Raw genomic sequence first — 15,009 nt, 5'->3', positions numbered from 1 at the left:
TCTTTTAACGCTTAAAGGAGGCTGAGATATGTACCGGAAAATCCTGATAACGACGGACGGCTCGGCCGTTTCCAGCAAGACCGCCTGTGCCGGGGTCGAATTCGCCCAGCAGCTCGGCGCGGAAGTGCTGGCATTGTTCGTGGCGCCGGAATACCAGTACCCGATTTATGTGGAGATCATTCCGCCCAGCTACCCCAGCGAGGAGGAGTACCGGGCGGCAATGCAGCGCGCCGGCAATGAACATGTTCAGTCTATCCTTGAGTCCTGCGCCAGGAAGGGCGTACGGGCGGAGGGCATGACCGCCTTTGCCGAAAGCGCTGCAGTGAAGATCGTCGACGTCGCCAACCAGTGCGGCTGCGACCTGATCTTCATCGGCTCGCATGGCCGCAGCGGCTGGGGCCACCTGCTGCTGGGCAGCGTGACCAACAAAGTGCTGTCGCATACCAAGATCCCGGTGCTGGTGCACCGGCTGATCAAAGACCCGCGTCCGGCCTGAACGGCCTGGCGTTACGACGCGCTCCGGCCTGCCGGGCCGGAGCGCGAAGACAAATATTGCTAACTTTTTGAGGAACTATGATTCGAATTGTCATTGCCGACGACCACACCATCATGCGCGAAGGGCTCAAGCGCATTCTTGACGGGGCTCCCGACATCGACATCGTAGGCGAAGCCATCGACGGTTTCGAAGTCCTCAACCACATTCGCCAGGGCGGCTTCGACCTGTTGCTGCTCGACCTGTCCATGCCCGGGCGCAGCGGCGTCGACCTGATCCGCCAGATCCGCAGCGAATCGCCCAAGCTGGCCATCCTGATCCTCACCATGCATGAGGAGGAGCAGTACGCAGTGCGCGCCATCCGCGCCGGCGCCCAAGGCTACCTGACCAAGGAAAGCGCCGGTACCCAGCTGGTCGGCGCCATCCGCAAGGTCGCCTCCGGCCGTCCCTATATTTCCACTGAAGTGGCCGAGCAATTGGCGCTGAATATCATGCAGCCAGCCGAAACGCTGTTGCACAAACAGCTTTCCGACCGCGAATTCGAAGTGTTTACGCTGCTGGTGTCGGGAAAATCCATCACCGAAATCGCCAACGGGCTGCATTTGAGCGTGAAAACCGTCAGCACCCACAAGACCCGCATCATGCAAAAAATGGGCATGGCATCCCTCTCGGAAATGGTCCAGTACGCAGTAGCGCACAAGCTGCTGACGCCGTTCAAAGCATGATTGACAAGGTTGACTTTAGGATAATTCCTACATTACCCCTCTGCCCTCCTACGGGTATATTCAGCAACGACTGATATTTTTCCCACATTCACGTTGGCATACTGAAACCATTCCGTTTGGGAACCAGGAGATCAGCATGCTCTCAACGCAACCCGTGTCCCATGAGGCCGGCCGGCAGCGGCAAGGCCGTTTGTGGTCCAACCTGAAAGAAGTGTGCGAGCTGCTGCACTTGCCGCCGGTATCGCTCAATTCCGAAGAGCTGCTGTTCCAGCATGTGCAGTTCAAGACCGGCCAGCGCGTGCATACGATTGGCCAGCCGTTCGACATGCTGTACGTGGTCAACTCCGGTTTCATGAAAACGGTGCTGATTGACGAATTCGGCAACGAACAGGTGCTGGCCTTCCCGATGAAGGGCGACCTGATGGGCGTGGATGGCATCCATAGCAAGACCTACTCCTCGGAGGCGGTGGCGCTGTCGGACTGCGACCTGATCCTGCTGCCGTTCAAGAGGCTGGCCACGCTGGGCCGCACCCACGTGGAGCTGGAGAACCTGATGTACGGCGTGATGAGCCGCGAGCTGGTGCGCGAACAGGCCATGATCGGCATGCTCGGCGCCCTGAGCGCGGAGGCGCGGGTGGCGCGCTTCCTGGTCACGCTGTCGGAAAAGTTTTCGCAGATGGGGTATTCGAGCAAGCTGTTCAACTTGCGCATGACGCGCCACGAGATCGGCAGCTACCTCGGATTAACGCTGGAAACGGTCAGCCGCACGCTGTCAGCCTTCAATGAGATCGGGCTGATCAGCGTGGACCAGCGCACCATCGGCATCAAGGACGTCGACGCCCTGAAATCCCTGCGTCGCCTGCCGCCCTCGCGCACGCGCAGCAAGCTGCCGTCGCGCGCCAAAGCCGCCGCCGGCGAAACTGCCGTGCCGCTGCTGGCGACTTTGTAAAGAGTACTACTCACCCAGCTTTGGCCCGCTTCGGCGGGCCTCTTTTTTTCTCAATAATTTATTTGACAAGCATTGAGGACCTGCGCATAATGCAAATGCGAATCATTCTTATCTGAGGAAAAACAACAATGCAAACTTCTGCCACGATCGACGCCCCCAAACCCAAGGCTGCTGCCGTTCCCGCCGTGCAGCAGCCGCCCCAGCCCCTGCGCCGCTTTACCACCGCCGGCCTGATGGAAGACCAGCGCGAAATCGAAATTGAACATGCCGGCCGCATTTACCGCCTTCGCATCACGCAGTTGAACAAGCTGATCCTGACTGCCTGAGGCTTACCCTCCCCAATCGCCAGCCAGCCGTCACACCGGCAGCCAGCCACCCCTGAACTTTTGGAGTGAATATGGCTATCGACCGCAACGACCCGATCTTCACGCACAGCGCCGCTGCCCACCAGCCGGAACTGATGCTGTCCGCCGTGCTGCACCTGATGTCGCATTACACCGCCAATGCCGCCGACAATGGCGGCTGCGTCAAGCTGGCATCGGTCATCGAGCGCCACCTGAAAGCGCTGTCGGCGCTGCCTGAGCTGTCGCCGGTGCTGCGCGCCACCTGCCAGCAGCTGTGCGAACAGTGGGCTGTCGTGGTCGAACAAGCCCGTCCTCCGCAGGAACGCGCCAGTTTCCTGGCGCGCCTGATCGGCCGCCCCCGCCCTGCCGCGCTACCCGCCTGAGGCCGGCCATGTGCGACAAGCACGATACCCTGGCCGCCAAGCCGGCAGCCGCCGAACCGGCGCGCCGCCGCCGCATCTGGGACCTGCCCCACACCTGCCATTGCCCGCTGGTTGGCGTCGGCCTGCCGCTCGGCGTGCTGCGCAAGATCGTCGCCAAGGCCGTGGGCGGCAAAGTGCTGGCCGACGACTACGAAGTGCACGTCGGCGCCGTCAGCGAATGCGGCAGCCGCAACCGTCTGTCGGAAGCCGTGCAGAAAGAACTGGAACGCCGCTACGCGGTAGTGATCCAGCGCTACCGCCCCGCCCGCGACGCCAAGGCGCTGGAAGCGCTATGGGAAGCCGCCGTCGCCAGCGGCGACGTACCAGGCCCGTTCTGGGCCGGCCTGAGCCACCCGCACTGCACGCTTGAACTACAGGAGCGCATGTGCCGCGACCTGCACATGATCCAGCACCAGGCCGGCGCCGCCACGCGCGCCGACATCAGCCGCCTGCAAGCGCTCGAGCAAACCAACGCCGCGCTGGAGCGTGAACTGGCGCGCCTGCAGCAACGCAGCGCCGCCTGGCAGGCCGAACGCCACGCCGAACAGGAAGCCCATGGCGCCGCCCTGATGCAGCTGCGTGCGCAACTGGTGGGACGCGACAGCGTGCTGGCCTCGCTGCGCCAGCAACTGGAAGAACTGCACGCCACCATTCCCGGCCTCGCCACGCGCGAGCGCCTGGCGCGCCAGCTGGCCGACACCGAACAGCGGGTACACGAAGTACGCAGCGAAGCCGCCGCCGCCCGCGCCGAAGCCGCCGCGCTGGAACGCCAATTAAATGACGCACGCGCTGCGCTGGCCGCAGCTACTGCGCAACCATCGCCCGCCATTGCGGCAGCCGCCACCGCCGCAACGGGCGGGCCGGCTGCCAGGGCGGGCACCACGACGCAACGTGTAACCCTGCACGGCCTGCTGGCCGAGCGCGTGCTATGCGTCGGCGGCCGCGCCGGCAACGTCGCCGGCTACCGCAGCGTGATCGAAGATGCCGGCGCCGAATTCCTGCACCACGACGGCGGCCTGGAAGACAATGTCGCCCGCCTGGAAACCAGCATGGCGGCAGCCGACCTGGTGATCTGCCAGACCGCCTGCATCAGTCACAGCGCCTACTGGCGCGTCAAAGACTTCTGCAAGCGCCACCAGAAGCGCTGCATCTTCGTCGACAACCCCAGCGTCACCACCCTCCAGCGCGAAATTCTGGGTCAGGTCTGACAATCGATCGTTTTCGCTGCGCGAAAACATCCGCTTGACAGACCGACCCCGATAAAAAAACGCCCCGGCGCTAGCGCGCTCGGGGCGTTTCATTTCGACCCTGGGGCGATTAGAAGGAGTAATTGCCGTTCAGGTAGAAGGTGCGGCCCATTGGGTCTGCGTAGCGTGGGTCGAAGCCAACCTGGTGGCCCGACGAGTTACGCAGCGACAGCGGTGGGTTGCGGTCGGCCAGGTTCTTGATACCGGCGCGCAGGCTCAGCTGCTTGTTGACAGCCCACTTGCCTTGCCAGTCGAAGGTCAGGTGCGACGGCACGTGGATGCGCACATCTTCGGTGGCGTTGGTGCCCAGGTTCCACACGGTGGCCTTGGCATCGGTGTAGCCGTTGCGGTAGTTGGCGGTGATCGAATTGCTGAACGCGCCGGTTTCCAGGGTGTTGGTCCAACGTACAACGTGGCGGAACGACACGGCATTGTTGATGCCGAAGAAGTTCATGCTGTTGGTCCACTGGTCGCTGGTGCCTGGCTTGGTGTAGTCAGACTTGATCAGGTAGGTGCCAGCCAGGGTCGACGAGAAGCGGCCGAAGCTGAAGTTGTGGCGACCGGTCATGTCCCAGTCGATACCCTGGTTGTGGGTCTGGCCGATGTTGATCGACAGGCGCTGGAAGGCGTAGAAGGTCTTGCCGCTTGCAGGTTCGGTAAAGGTGGTGAACAGCTGCGGGTAGTCGTTGCCGTTGTGGTCAAACGCCAGCTGCTCGGAAACCGACGAAACGGCATCGCGAATCTTCACGTCCCACAGGTCGGCGCCAGCGGAGAACCAGTTAGCTGGCTCGACGCGGAAACCGATGGTGAACTGCTTCGACTTCTCAGGCTTCAGGTTCACGTTGCCACCCGACATAACCGGATATTGCTCCAGCGCGCCTGGTTTGCACAGGCCGCTGTTGCCTTGTACGTTCGGGCATGCATACTTGGAAGCGGTCACGCCTGCCGGCACCAGCGGCTGGCCGATGTTCAGCATGTCAGGCGCCTTGAAACCGGTACCGTAGGAAGCACGGACCACGGTGATGGAGTTCGGCTGCCAACGGGTGCTCACCTTGTAGGTAACCGCCGATTCCTTCTTGCCCATTTCGGTGCCGGTTACGCCATTGTCGATCGCGGTGTATGCGTCGTAACGCACAGCGCCGGTCACTTCAAAGGACTTCACCACTGGCACCAGCAACTCGGTGAACAGGCCGTAGGTCTTACGAGTCATGTCGTAAGTCGCTGGGCTGCTCAGGTTGTAGATCAGGCCGTTCTTGGCTGCATCGGTCGGGGTCTGCTCGTAGTGGTAGCGACGGACGTCACCACCCAGTGCGATCGAGCTGGAGCCGCCGCCCAGGCCCAGGTCGAACAGCTCGCGCGATGCACGGGCATCGATGCCGGTCATGGTGGTCGATGCGTTGCGGATAGCGCCACGGAAGGTCGAACCATCGATCAGCGCGCGGGTAGCGTCGCTTACCGGGCCCAGTGCTGCGAACGGATCGAAGGAACCGTTGGCAATCATGCTGCGGAACTCTTTGTTCAGCTGGTAGCCGCCAACGTAGCGCTCTTCGTACTTGTTGCGCGACCAGGTCAGGCCGCTGTTGAAGTTCCATGCGCCAATGTCGCCTTCCAGGCCGGTCACGAAGTGCTGGGTGTCGGTCACGGTCTGGCTGTCGCGGGTACCCCAGTCGAAGCTGCGGTAGTTCGCGTTCACCGGCGAGACGCCTGGCTTGGTCACAGCCAGGTTGGCTTGCTGGGCCGGGGTCAGGTAAGGCTGGACGTAGTTGGTGTAGAACGCCGAATTGACCGGCACTGCAACCGGCATCGCGTTCGGCGCGATACGTGCGGTCAGGTCGAAGCGGCCAATGACGGTTTCCGCGAACAGGTTGACGTTGTCGGTCAGCTTGAAGGTGGCGTTACCGAAGAAGGTGTCGCGCTTGCTTTGCGGGACGATTTCAACGGTCGAGCCGGAGTCGAAGCCGCAAGTCTGCTGGTTGGTCGGCACCACCACGTTCATTGGTGCGCACTTGCCGTTCTTCAGCAGGTATGGGTTGAAGGTGGTGTTGGTCTTGTCGTTGAAGTCAACGGTGACGTTGCCCGGCACAGCAGAAGTGCTGGTACGGTCCATGACGTAATTCTTGCCGTTGAAGCCGAACGGAATGAAGGAGGTCTTGGCGAAATCACGCTCGGTTGCGCGCAGCTGGGTGCGCTCGTCGTGGCGGTAGGTACCCATCAGGGCCAGGCGGCCATCCAGCAGGTCGCTGCTGCCGAAAGTGATGGCGGCATCAGTCTGGCGGCCGGAGCTGCTCTGGAACGGCTGGGAGAAGTTGGCTTCCAGGTTCACGCCATTGAAGTTCTTCTTCATGATGAAGTTGATCACGCCGGCGATCGCGTCGGAACCGTACAGTGCGGATGCGCCGTCGGTCAGGATCTCAACGCGCTCGATCGCGCTCATCGGGATGGCGTTCAGGTTGACGGTCGAGCCGTCATTCTGCGGGGCGATGCGGCGGCCGTTCAGCAGCACCAGGGTGTAGCTTTCACCGATGTCGTGGATGGAAGCGGAGACGCGGCCACCGGAGTTGGAGCCGGCAGCGGTTGCTTCAACGGTGAAGCCTTGCATTGCTGGCAGGGCCTGGATCAGTTCGGCAACGGTGTTGGCGCCGGTTTTCTTGATCGTTTCGGCGGACAGGCGCTGCACTGGCAGTGCGCCCTCAACGGCGATACGCTTGATCGCGGAACCGGTAATTTCAACGCGCTGCATTGGCGCTTCTTGCGCGGCTGCGTTGCCGGCAGCGATCAGGGCCAGGGCGGACATCGCCAGGCGCACGGAACGCGCACCGATCTTTTCTTGGAATGCCATTTCTTTACTCCTTCGGGTTTCTGAAAACGTTCGAATGAGCAAAGTTTCTTTTTTGCATTTTGCTCACCGACCGCGGATTATGGGGGGAGCAAACCGGCAATTTAATGCCCTGCAATTACATTTCTGAAAGTTACAGGGAAAATTTGCAAGATTGTGAAAGAATCGGAATTTAATTTGCCAAAAAACTGAGCATTTGTCGCTTTTGAGCAACAAGACAACAAACTTATTCAATGCATATCGATTTTTGGCAACCAGAACTTGCTACCCAAGCCAAAGGTATGCTTGTAATAAATTGTATTTACTCTTGATTCAATTGTATCGATACTTGACTACAGGAAAAAAATAAACGCCCCGGCGCTGCTGCGCACGGGGCGTTTATTTTTGCTTGAGTGAAATGTTATCTAATACACATCCCGTCGGTAGCGGCCCTCAGCTGATATTGCCGCCATCGCTTCTTGCGGCAGGATTTCGCGCAAGGCACGATCGACGCCGGCAGCCATGCCCTCCAGGCTGCCGCACACGTAAATGGCAGCGCCCTGTTCCAGCCAGGAGCGAACGGTGTCGGCATGGCGCAGCAGCAGGTCCTGCACGTATTGCTTGCCATCGGGCCCGCGCGACCAGGCCAGGTCCAGGCGCGGCAGCAGGCCCGCGCGCTGCCAGCCCTCCAGCTCGGCGCGGTAAAACGCGTCATGCTCCGGGTCGCGCTCGCCAAACAACAGCCAGTTGCGGGCCTGGCCCGCCGCAGCGCGTGCTTTCAGGTGGCCGCGCAGGCCGGCAATGCCGCTGCCGTTGCCGATCAGGATCAACGGGCGCCCGGCATTGTCTTCCAGCCGGAAGCGGCGGTGCTGGCGCAAGCGCAGCCGCACCATGGCGCCCTCCTCGGCCTGCTGCGTGAGCCAGCCCGAGGCCAGGCCGTGGCTGCCGTCGCCGTGACGGTGCAGGCGCACCAGCAGGTGCACCCGGCCATCTGCCGGGATGGAGGCGATCGAGTATTCGCGCGGGCGCTGCGGGTCGGCCGGCGCCGCCACCTGCACCAGGTCGCCCGATTGCCATGCCGGCAGCGCCGTGCCGGCCATCGGTTCCAGTTCGAGGTGATAGATCGGCGCGCCTGCGCTGCCGGGGTTGAGTTTGCACCGCTGCACCAGGCGCCATTCGCCAAATTCCGGCGCATCCCAGTCCGGCGCATCGCTGGTGCCGGCCAAGTGGCTCAGTTGCTGGCGCCAGGCGGCGATGGCCGGTGCCGCGCTGCGGTCCACTTCAACGCGCGGGAACAGCGCCTGCGCGCCGCGCGCTGCCAGCCAGGCATCGAGCGTGCGGCCAAAGCCGCAAAAGCTGCTGTAGGCGCTGTCGCCCAGCGCCAGCACGGCGTAGTGCAACTGGCCCAGCGCCAGGTCGCTACGCGCCATCAGGCGCTGTGCAAAGCGTGCTGCCGCATCGGGCGGATCGCCTTCGCCGTAAGTCGAAGTCAGGAACAGCACGCGTTCGGCCGCCTGCAGCGTGGCCGCATCGAGTTCGTCGAACTCGCACAAATGGTTCGCAATGCCGGCCACGCGCAGGGTTTCACTGGTCTGGCGCGCCAGCAGTTCGGCGTTGCCGGTCTGGCTGGCATAGGCCACCAGCCATGGCGAGTCCCCCGCCGCCGCACGTGCGGCCTGCGTCGCGGCACGGGCGCGCCTTGCGCGCAGCCATGGCAGCAGGCATACCAGGCCATAGCCGGCAATCATGGCCGCTGTCAGGCCGAGCCGGGTTGGGTCGTTCGTCAGGATCATTCTTCTTCAAGCATGTTCTGGAAGCGGCTGCTGAGGATTTCGCGCAGCCCGTCCCCTTCGCGCAGCAGGAAGCGCGCGGCCAGGCCCTTGCGCTCGGCCAGCGCCAGCCCCTGCCCGGGCCCCAGCACCGTCAGCGCCGTGGACCAGGCATCGGCTGCCATCGCGCTTTCGTGCACCACTGTAACCGACGCCAGTGCATTGGCGACCGGCATGCCGCTGCGGGGATCGATGGTATGCGGGCGCCGCGCGGCATCCTGCATGAAATATTTGCGGTAGTCGCCCGAAGTGGCAACGGCCAGTCCATGCAGCGCAACGGCGACTTCGCCCGCGCGGCCTGCGCCCGGCGCCTGCGGTTCCTCCAGCGCCACCCACCAGGGCTGGCCGTCGGGTTTGAAACCGGCGCCGCGCAGTTCCCCGCCGGCTTCAACCAGGTAGTGGCGGCAGCCCTGGCCTTCCAGGTAGTGTGCCAGCTTGTCCACGCTGAAGCCCTTGGCGACGGCAGACAAGTCGAGCTGCACGCCGCCGGGCTGGAAGGCACGCTTGCGCGGAACGTCCAGTTCCACCACGCGCCCCGCCATGCCGGCGCGCACCGTCGCCACGTCGCGCGCGCTGGGCGGCACGAAGCCGGCTTCATCATGCCGGCCGGTTGGACCGAAGCCCCACAGGTTGACCAGCACGCCGGCGCAGGGATCGCAGGCGCCGCCCGTTTCGCGCGCCACATCGAGCGCGTACTTCAGGACTTCAAAAAAATCGGCTGGCAAGGCATGCCAGGTACAGGCGCCGGCGCGGTTGAAGCGGCCCAGGTCCGAAGCCGGCTCCCAATGGCTCATCTGCGCCACCACTTGCTCCAGTTGCTCCTGCAAACCGGCCTGCAGGCCGGCAGCCCGCAGCGGCACGCCGCCAGCCATGGCGCCCGGTGCGAGCGCCACCCTCGCCGACCATGTCGTGCCCATGCTGGCGCCGCCGAAATCGACGATGCCAGCCCCCGCCGGCGCTGGCTCGGCGGAGATGGTCGGTGGCAGCAATACCCGGCGCACCTGCTTACTGCGGCAGTACTTCCACCGTCGCTGCGTACGTCACGCGGCGTGGCGGCATCTGGCGCGGGCCCGCTTGCTGGCCCGGCTGCGGCGCAGCAGCTGCAGGCCAGCTGCTGGAAACCAGGTACATGCCCGCTTCAGGGATCTTGAACGCGATCTCGCCCTTGGCATCGGTCGACAAGCGGATCTCGCCCAGCGTGCCGCGATAACGCACGCCGCCAGGAATCAGGCTGAAGGCCTGGTTGGCGGCCGGTTTGCCGTCCAACAGGAACTTCCACTTCGCTTCCTCGCCCGCGCGCATATCGTTCGGGTGCGTCACCGGCACCAGTTCCAGGCCGACTCCGGTCGGCTTGAACACGGCTTCATCGGTTTTGATGGCGCTGACGAAGGTCTCCAGGCGGCTGGCCGTGCGCGATACATTCAGCTCTTCCGCATTGGCCGGTACATTAGCCGCCATTTCCGCCTCGTTGCCGCGCCAGCGCTTTACCTCGCCATTGACCTTCCAGCTGGCCATGACAGACTGGCCTACCAGCGCGATCTTGTAGGTGCCAGGCTTGGCCATTTTCACGTCAAAGGTCGAACGCAGGCGGCCGGTCAGCGCGTTCTGCATGTCGACTTTGGCGCCATCCGGGCCGGTGATGGCAATGCCGTCCAGCTTCAGCGGCACGTGGTCGATATCGAACAGGCCTTCCGAAATGGCGGCGTCCACGGTCACCCACGGCTCCTTGCCATCGACCAGCGACGACGACGGCAGCAGCCATGCCTTGTGCGCCTGGGCGCTGAAGGCAGCGCCGGCCAATGCCAGCGCGATCAGGGTTTTGCTCAGCTTCATGGCGGGTCCTTAAGGTTTGACTTGCACGGTTACGTCGCCCAGTTCTTCCTTGCCCTTGGCGGAGAAGGACTGCGCCGATTTCGGCGGCCACGCCAGCGGCACTTTCACCAGCTCGCGCCCCCCCGCTTCGCGCGCAGCTTCGACCACCAGCTGGTAATTGCCGGCCGGGAGCTTGTTCAGCGCATCTTTCGCCACCGGGAAGCCCAGCGAGACTTCGCCTGGCGCGCGGGTGGCGCCGCTCACGCCGTCCATCGGCATTTCCACGTCGCGGCCGGCTTTGCGCCACCATTGGCGCATATCCTTCAGCCACTTGGTGCCGGCATTGTCCTTCTTCTTCACGTCATACAGCACCGCCAGGTTGGCAACCACCTTCTGGTCCGCATTCTCCAGCCAGGCCGCCACGTAAGGGCGGTGGTATTCGGCCACGTTCAGTTGCGGGATATCGAATTTCAGCGTCAGGTCGGCCGCCATCGCGGACGCGCTCACCAGCGGCAAGCCGACGGCGATGGAATAACGAAGTTTCATACAGAAGTCCTTAGTGAATGTAGAGCAAAGCGATAACACATGGAATGACAACGCCGAGGCCCACCATCGGCCAGGTAAACGGCCGCTTGGCCGCATGGAATTTCAGGATCAGCAAGCCGGTAATGCAGAACACCAGGCAGGCCGCGGCAAAAATATCGATGAACCAGTTCCAGGCCGTGCCGGTATTGCGGCCCTTGTGCACGTCGTTAAGCCAGGAAATCCAGCCGCGGTCGGTGTTCTCGAATTCCGCCGCGCCGTCTTCCAGGCCGATGCGCACCCAGGCATCACCGCCCGCCTTCGGCAGCGGCAGGTAGACCTCGTCGGCCGACCATTCGGCTTCGCGCCCGCCGGCTTTGAGCGACCAGGTCTCGCGCAGCCAGCGCTCGCCCGCTTCCGGCAGCGGCGCTTTTTCGCCATCGTGCTTTTCGGCGAAGGCATGCAGCTCGCCCAGCAGTGTTCCGGGCGCCGTGGCCTGCTTGCGCACCACGGTCGGCTTGGCTTCGATCTGGCTGGCGTGGTTCAGCGTGATGCCGGTAATCGCGAACAGGAACATGCCGAGCAGGCACATGGCCGAACTGACCCAATGCCATTCGTGCAGGAGCTTGAGCCAAACAGCGCGTTTGGCCTGGCGATTTGCCTCTATTTCTGGACTGCTCAAGTGCTGACTTTCCATAAGTGAATACCAGATAATAATGCACCAGACTTGCTAATGCAATTGAGAATCGTTATCATTTACATTGCTTTACATACCCGTAACAGCCAGCCACCTCCAGTTTGACGGATGCAGCCAGCCGGAAGACATCAACTGCATCAAATCTGGAGAGAATTTTGACCATCCGTAGCCGTAAGCACACGCTGGCCGCCCAGCCGCTGCTGAACCAATCCCTGCTCGCCATGGCCGCCATCGGCCTGCCATTTTCGGTTCAGGCCCAGGCACAAGAAAAGACCATGGCCGAAGTCAAGGTCGAAGCCGCCGCCGACGTCGCCTACAAGGCCGACCGCGCGTCTTCGCCGAAGCTGACCGCACCGCTGGTGGATACGCCGCAGACCATTTCCGTGATCAGGAAGGAGCTGATCCAGGAACAAGGCGCCTCCTCCATCGTCGAGGCCCTGCGCAATACCCCGGGCATCACCCTGCAGCTGGGCGAGAACGGCAACACCAGCGCCGGCGATACTTTCCAGATGCGCGGCTTCGCCGCCCAGGGCAACGTCTTCGTCGACGGCATCCGCGACCTCGGCGCGGTCACCCGCGAAGCGTTCAACGTTGAGCAAATCGAAGTGGCCAAGGGCCCGGCAGGCGCCGATATCGGCCGCGGTGGCGCCGGCGGCTACATCAACCTGGTCTCCAAGCTGCCCACCCGCGAAGACGCCACCGGCGCCACCCTCAGCTTCACCCAGGGCGGCGTCAAGCGCCTGAGCGCCGACGTATCGCGCGCCTTCGGCAGCAGTGGTGCCATGCGTTTGAACGCGCTGGTCTCGGACGGCAGCATGAAAGGCAGCCGCGCCCTGGACCGCGAGAGCAAAGCCATCGCGCCATCGGTCGCCTGGGGCCTCGGCACGCCTACCCGCGTCTACCTGTTCTCGCAGCACATCCGCCAGGACAACGTGCCTGACGGCGGCATCCCGAGCGTCGGCGTGGAAGGCTTCTGGAACGACCTCAAGACCACCAGCAACAATGCTGCGCTGCTGGCCGCGCCGCGCGTCGACCGCAACAACTGGTACGGCCTGAACGGCGACTACGAGAAAGTCGATGCCGACATGATCACCGCCAGGATCGAACACGAGCTGGCGCCGAAAACCACCCTGACCAATACCACCCGCTACGGCAAGTCGAAGATGGACCGCATCCTGAGCGGCATCAACGCGATCAGCGCCAAAGGCACGAACTACGCCGACTGGAGCATCGCGCGCACGCGCCAGAGCGTCCTGCAGGACAACAAGATTCTGGCCAACACCACCAATGTCGTCAGCGAATTCACGCTGGGCGGCTTGCAGCACACCCTGTCGACCGGCCTGGAACTGCTGCATGAAGAACAGTTCACGCCGACGCGTGCCGGCCTGGGCACCATGGCCAACCCGGCGAACGGCTCCACCGCGGGTCCGCCAGCCAATCTGTACCATCCAAACCCGAATGACGCTCTGGTGAACTTCAAGCCCGCACTGAACGGTGTTTTCACCGATGGCAAGACCGACACCGTAGCAGCCTACCTGTTTGATACGGTCAAGCTGAACGAGCAATGGCAGGTGAATGGCGGCGCACGTTTCGAGCACTACTCCACCACCACCAGTGGCGCCGCCCTCGTCAGCAACGTGCTGACCCCGTCGCACGTCGAGAAATCGGACACGCTGGCCAGCTTCAAACTCGGCCTGCTGTACAAGCCTGCCGCGGATGGCAGCATCTACCTCGCCTTCGCCAACTCGAAAACGCCGCCAGGCAGCGCCAACTTCTCGCTGTCTTCGCAAACCTCGAACAGCATCAATAACTCCGCGCTCGACCCGCAAAAGACCACCAACGTGGAACTGGGTACCAAATGGGACGTGATCCAGAAGCAGCTGGCACTGACGGCAGCCCTGTACCGCACCGTCAACAGGAACGAGTTCCCGCAACTGGTCGACGCGGCGACCAACACCTACTCGCAACTGGGCAAGCGCGAAGTGCAGGGTATTGAACTGGGCGCGGTCGGCCAGATCACCCGGAACTGGAGCGTGACCGCGGGCATCGCCACCATGGATACCGAAATCAAGGAAGGCCTGACCGGCAACGCAACCAGCGCACCAGGTGCGGCAAGCCGCTGGTCGCCGAAAGTCTCGGCCACCATGTGGACCACGTACAAGTTCGACGACAAACTGACCATCGGCGGCGGCGCACGCTACATGGGCAAGCAGGAACGCCTGGTCGATGCGAGCAAACTGGCAAGCGAAACCAATATGCCCTCGATTCCGCATTACACGGTGGTCGATGCCATGGCTTCGTACAAGCTGAACAAGAACGTGGCCCTGCAGCTGAACCTGTACAACGTGTTCGACAAGTTCTACGTCAACACGCTGAACAACAGCGGCGCACGCGCTACTCTCGGCGCACCGCGCTACGCGCAAATGACCGCGAATTTCATGTTCTAAGGAAGTTGGCGTAAAAAGAAGGCGGGCCAGTGCAGAACTGGCCCGCCTTTTCTATTCAAACGCCGGAACTTGCATCCGGCCCCGGCGCACCGCCTTCGGTGCCCAGCTCACTACCGCCCTGCCGCGAACCGCTTTCCGTAGCGCTTTGCCGGTTGCCGGGCAAAGGTCGGTCGGCGCGGCGGATCTGGCCTTCCGGAACCGCGGTGTTGGCGATCTCCGGATGCTCTGTATCGACCAGCACAAAGTTTTGCTGGTTCTCCGTGTCCTTACTGGGTTTGTCAGGCCTACCCATGCTGGCCTCCTTACTTTTATTGAAACTAATACTTGTCGCCACCTTGCTTGTTGCCCTGGTAGTCCTGCTGGTAGTCCTTGCCAACTTCCTGCTGGCCCTCGCTGGGCTGCTGTTCGCTGCGGCTGGCATTGCCGCGCGAACCGCTCTGGCGGTTACCATCGTTCTTGTGGCTCATGCTGCCGGCGCGGCGTGCTTCCTCGGAAGTGAACTCGTGCGCCGTGCCCTTCTGGTGGGCTGCGCGGCCGCCTTCGGAAGCAATTTCCCGCTGGCGCTGTGGGTCCATGGAGGCAAAGCCACGTGCACTTTGCTTGCTGCCGGCAGGACTATCCTGCCGGTTGCCGCGTTTGTCGCCTGGATTGTTCGAAGCCATGATTCGTCCCCCTGCTTGGTTCGGTGGAAAAGACCCCCGCCCCTT

At 62.9% G+C, this 15,009-nt stretch carries 15 protein-coding genes; 7 read left to right on the top strand and 8 right to left on the bottom strand.

What is annotated here, in order from left to right; all coding sequences use genetic code 11:
• Window positions 1–28 precede the first annotated feature (28 nt).
• The 6 genes from ASE26_RS01390 to ASE26_RS01365 all read left to right on the top strand — a co-directional run bounded on the left by ASE26_RS01390 (window position 29) and on the right by ASE26_RS01365 (window position 4,141).
• Complete coding sequence (locus ASE26_RS01390) at window positions 29–496, top strand: universal stress protein (RefSeq protein WP_055931170.1); 468 nt, start codon at window positions 29–31, stop codon at window positions 494–496.
• A gap of 77 nt (window positions 497–573) precedes the next feature.
• A complete protein-coding gene (locus ASE26_RS01385; protein WP_055931169.1) occupies window positions 574–1,218 on the top strand; it encodes a response regulator transcription factor in 645 nt (214 codons plus the stop codon).
• A 136-nt stretch (window positions 1,219–1,354) separates the two neighbouring features.
• Complete coding sequence (locus ASE26_RS01380; RefSeq protein ID WP_055931166.1) at window positions 1,355–2,167, top strand: Crp/Fnr family transcriptional regulator; 813 nt, start codon at window positions 1,355–1,357, stop codon at window positions 2,165–2,167.
• Between the two features lie 128 nt (window positions 2,168–2,295).
• A complete protein-coding gene (hemP, locus tag ASE26_RS31130; protein WP_055931162.1) occupies window positions 2,296–2,493 on the top strand; it encodes a hemin uptake protein HemP in 198 nt (65 codons plus the stop codon).
• A 71-nt stretch (window positions 2,494–2,564) separates the two neighbouring features.
• Complete coding sequence (locus ASE26_RS01370; protein WP_055931159.1) at window positions 2,565–2,894, top strand: hypothetical protein; 330 nt, start codon at window positions 2,565–2,567, stop codon at window positions 2,892–2,894.
• An 8-nt stretch (window positions 2,895–2,902) separates the two neighbouring features.
• The gene (locus tag ASE26_RS01365; protein WP_057245475.1) at window positions 2,903–4,141 is read left to right on the top strand and encodes a DUF2325 domain-containing protein; all 1,239 of its coding nucleotides are present in this window, start codon (window positions 2,903–2,905) and stop codon (window positions 4,139–4,141) included.
• Between the two features lie 109 nt (window positions 4,142–4,250).
• On the opposite strand, the gene ASE26_RS01360 is transcribed toward ASE26_RS01365, so the two are convergent.
• From ASE26_RS01360 to ASE26_RS01335, 6 genes are all read right to left on the bottom strand, one after another.
• Window positions 4,251–7,019 carry a TonB-dependent receptor gene (locus tag ASE26_RS01360; RefSeq protein ID WP_055931150.1) on the bottom strand — a complete coding sequence of 923 codons (2,769 nt, stop codon included), beginning with the start codon at window positions 7,017–7,019 and terminating at the stop codon, window positions 4,251–4,253.
• 401 nt (window positions 7,020–7,420) lie between these two features.
• Window positions 7,421–8,788: a sulfite reductase subunit alpha gene (locus ASE26_RS01355; protein ID WP_055931147.1), complete on the bottom strand. Its 1,368-nt coding sequence runs from the start codon at window positions 8,786–8,788 to the stop codon at window positions 7,421–7,423.
• Window positions 8,785–9,825, bottom strand: coding sequence for an FAD:protein FMN transferase (locus ASE26_RS01350; protein ID WP_055931146.1), 1,041 nt, complete (start codon window positions 9,823–9,825; stop codon window positions 8,785–8,787). Before ASE26_RS01350 ends, ASE26_RS01355 begins: the two co-directional genes overlap by 4 nt.
• Window positions 9,826–9,829: 4 nt before the next feature.
• On the bottom strand, window positions 9,830–10,657 hold the full coding sequence (locus ASE26_RS01345) for a DUF4198 domain-containing protein (RefSeq protein ID WP_055931142.1): 828 nt from the start codon (window positions 10,655–10,657) through the stop codon (window positions 9,830–9,832).
• 9 nt (window positions 10,658–10,666) lie between these two features.
• Complete coding sequence (locus ASE26_RS01340) at window positions 10,667–11,182, bottom strand: DUF2271 domain-containing protein (RefSeq protein ID WP_055931139.1); 516 nt, start codon at window positions 11,180–11,182, stop codon at window positions 10,667–10,669.
• A 10-nt stretch (window positions 11,183–11,192) separates the two neighbouring features.
• Window positions 11,193–11,840, bottom strand: a complete 648-nt coding sequence (locus tag ASE26_RS01335; protein ID WP_055931136.1) for a PepSY-associated TM helix domain-containing protein — start codon at window positions 11,838–11,840, stop codon at window positions 11,193–11,195.
• A gap of 170 nt (window positions 11,841–12,010) precedes the next feature.
• Here ASE26_RS01335 and ASE26_RS01330 point away from each other — a divergent pair, with 170 nt between their 5' ends.
• Window positions 12,011–14,302: a catecholate siderophore receptor Fiu gene (locus ASE26_RS01330; RefSeq protein WP_057245474.1), complete on the top strand. Its 2,292-nt coding sequence runs from the start codon at window positions 12,011–12,013 to the stop codon at window positions 14,300–14,302.
• A gap of 55 nt (window positions 14,303–14,357) precedes the next feature.
• On the opposite strand, the gene ASE26_RS01325 is transcribed toward ASE26_RS01330, so the two are convergent.
• Window positions 14,358–14,594: a hypothetical protein gene (locus tag ASE26_RS01325; RefSeq protein WP_055931132.1), complete on the bottom strand. Its 237-nt coding sequence runs from the start codon at window positions 14,592–14,594 to the stop codon at window positions 14,358–14,360.
• Between the two features lie 25 nt (window positions 14,595–14,619).
• Window positions 14,620–14,964: a KGG domain-containing protein gene (locus ASE26_RS01320; protein ID WP_055931129.1), complete on the bottom strand. Its 345-nt coding sequence runs from the start codon at window positions 14,962–14,964 to the stop codon at window positions 14,620–14,622.
• Between the last annotated feature and the right edge of the window lie 45 nt (window positions 14,965–15,009).

Source organism: Duganella sp. Root198D2 (assembly GCF_001428585.1).
Lineage (GTDB): Bacteria > Pseudomonadota > Gammaproteobacteria > Burkholderiales > Burkholderiaceae_D > Rugamonas.
The sequence above is the reverse complement of the archived record's forward strand: the minus strand, read 5'-3'. Positions and strand labels throughout refer to the sequence as shown.

Coding starts and splice junctions, on each gene's coding strand:
- ASE26_RS01320 (WP_055931129.1), bottom strand. CDS start 14,964: ATGGCTTCGAACAATCCAGGCGACAAACGCGGCAACCGGCAGGATAGT.
- ASE26_RS01370 (WP_055931159.1), top strand. CDS start 2,565: ATGGCTATCGACCGCAACGACCCGATCTTCACGCACAGCGCCGCTGCC.
- ASE26_RS01360 (WP_055931150.1), bottom strand. CDS start 7,019: ATGGCATTCCAAGAAAAGATCGGTGCGCGTTCCGTGCGCCTGGCGATG.
- ASE26_RS01345 (WP_055931142.1), bottom strand. CDS start 10,657: ATGAAGCTGAGCAAAACCCTGATCGCGCTGGCATTGGCCGGCGCTGCC.
- ASE26_RS01365 (WP_057245475.1), top strand. CDS start 2,903: ATGTGCGACAAGCACGATACCCTGGCCGCCAAGCCGGCAGCCGCCGAA.
- ASE26_RS01385 (WP_055931169.1), top strand. CDS start 574: ATGATTCGAATTGTCATTGCCGACGACCACACCATCATGCGCGAAGGG.
- hemP (WP_055931162.1), top strand. CDS start 2,296: ATGCAAACTTCTGCCACGATCGACGCCCCCAAACCCAAGGCTGCTGCC.
- ASE26_RS01325 (WP_055931132.1), bottom strand. CDS start 14,594: ATGGGTAGGCCTGACAAACCCAGTAAGGACACGGAGAACCAGCAAAAC.
- ASE26_RS01355 (WP_055931147.1), bottom strand. CDS start 8,788: ATGATCCTGACGAACGACCCAACCCGGCTCGGCCTGACAGCGGCCATG.
- ASE26_RS01380 (WP_055931166.1), top strand. CDS start 1,355: ATGCTCTCAACGCAACCCGTGTCCCATGAGGCCGGCCGGCAGCGGCAA.
- ASE26_RS01390 (WP_055931170.1), top strand. CDS start 29: ATGTACCGGAAAATCCTGATAACGACGGACGGCTCGGCCGTTTCCAGC.
- ASE26_RS01340 (WP_055931139.1), bottom strand. CDS start 11,182: ATGAAACTTCGTTATTCCATCGCCGTCGGCTTGCCGCTGGTGAGCGCG.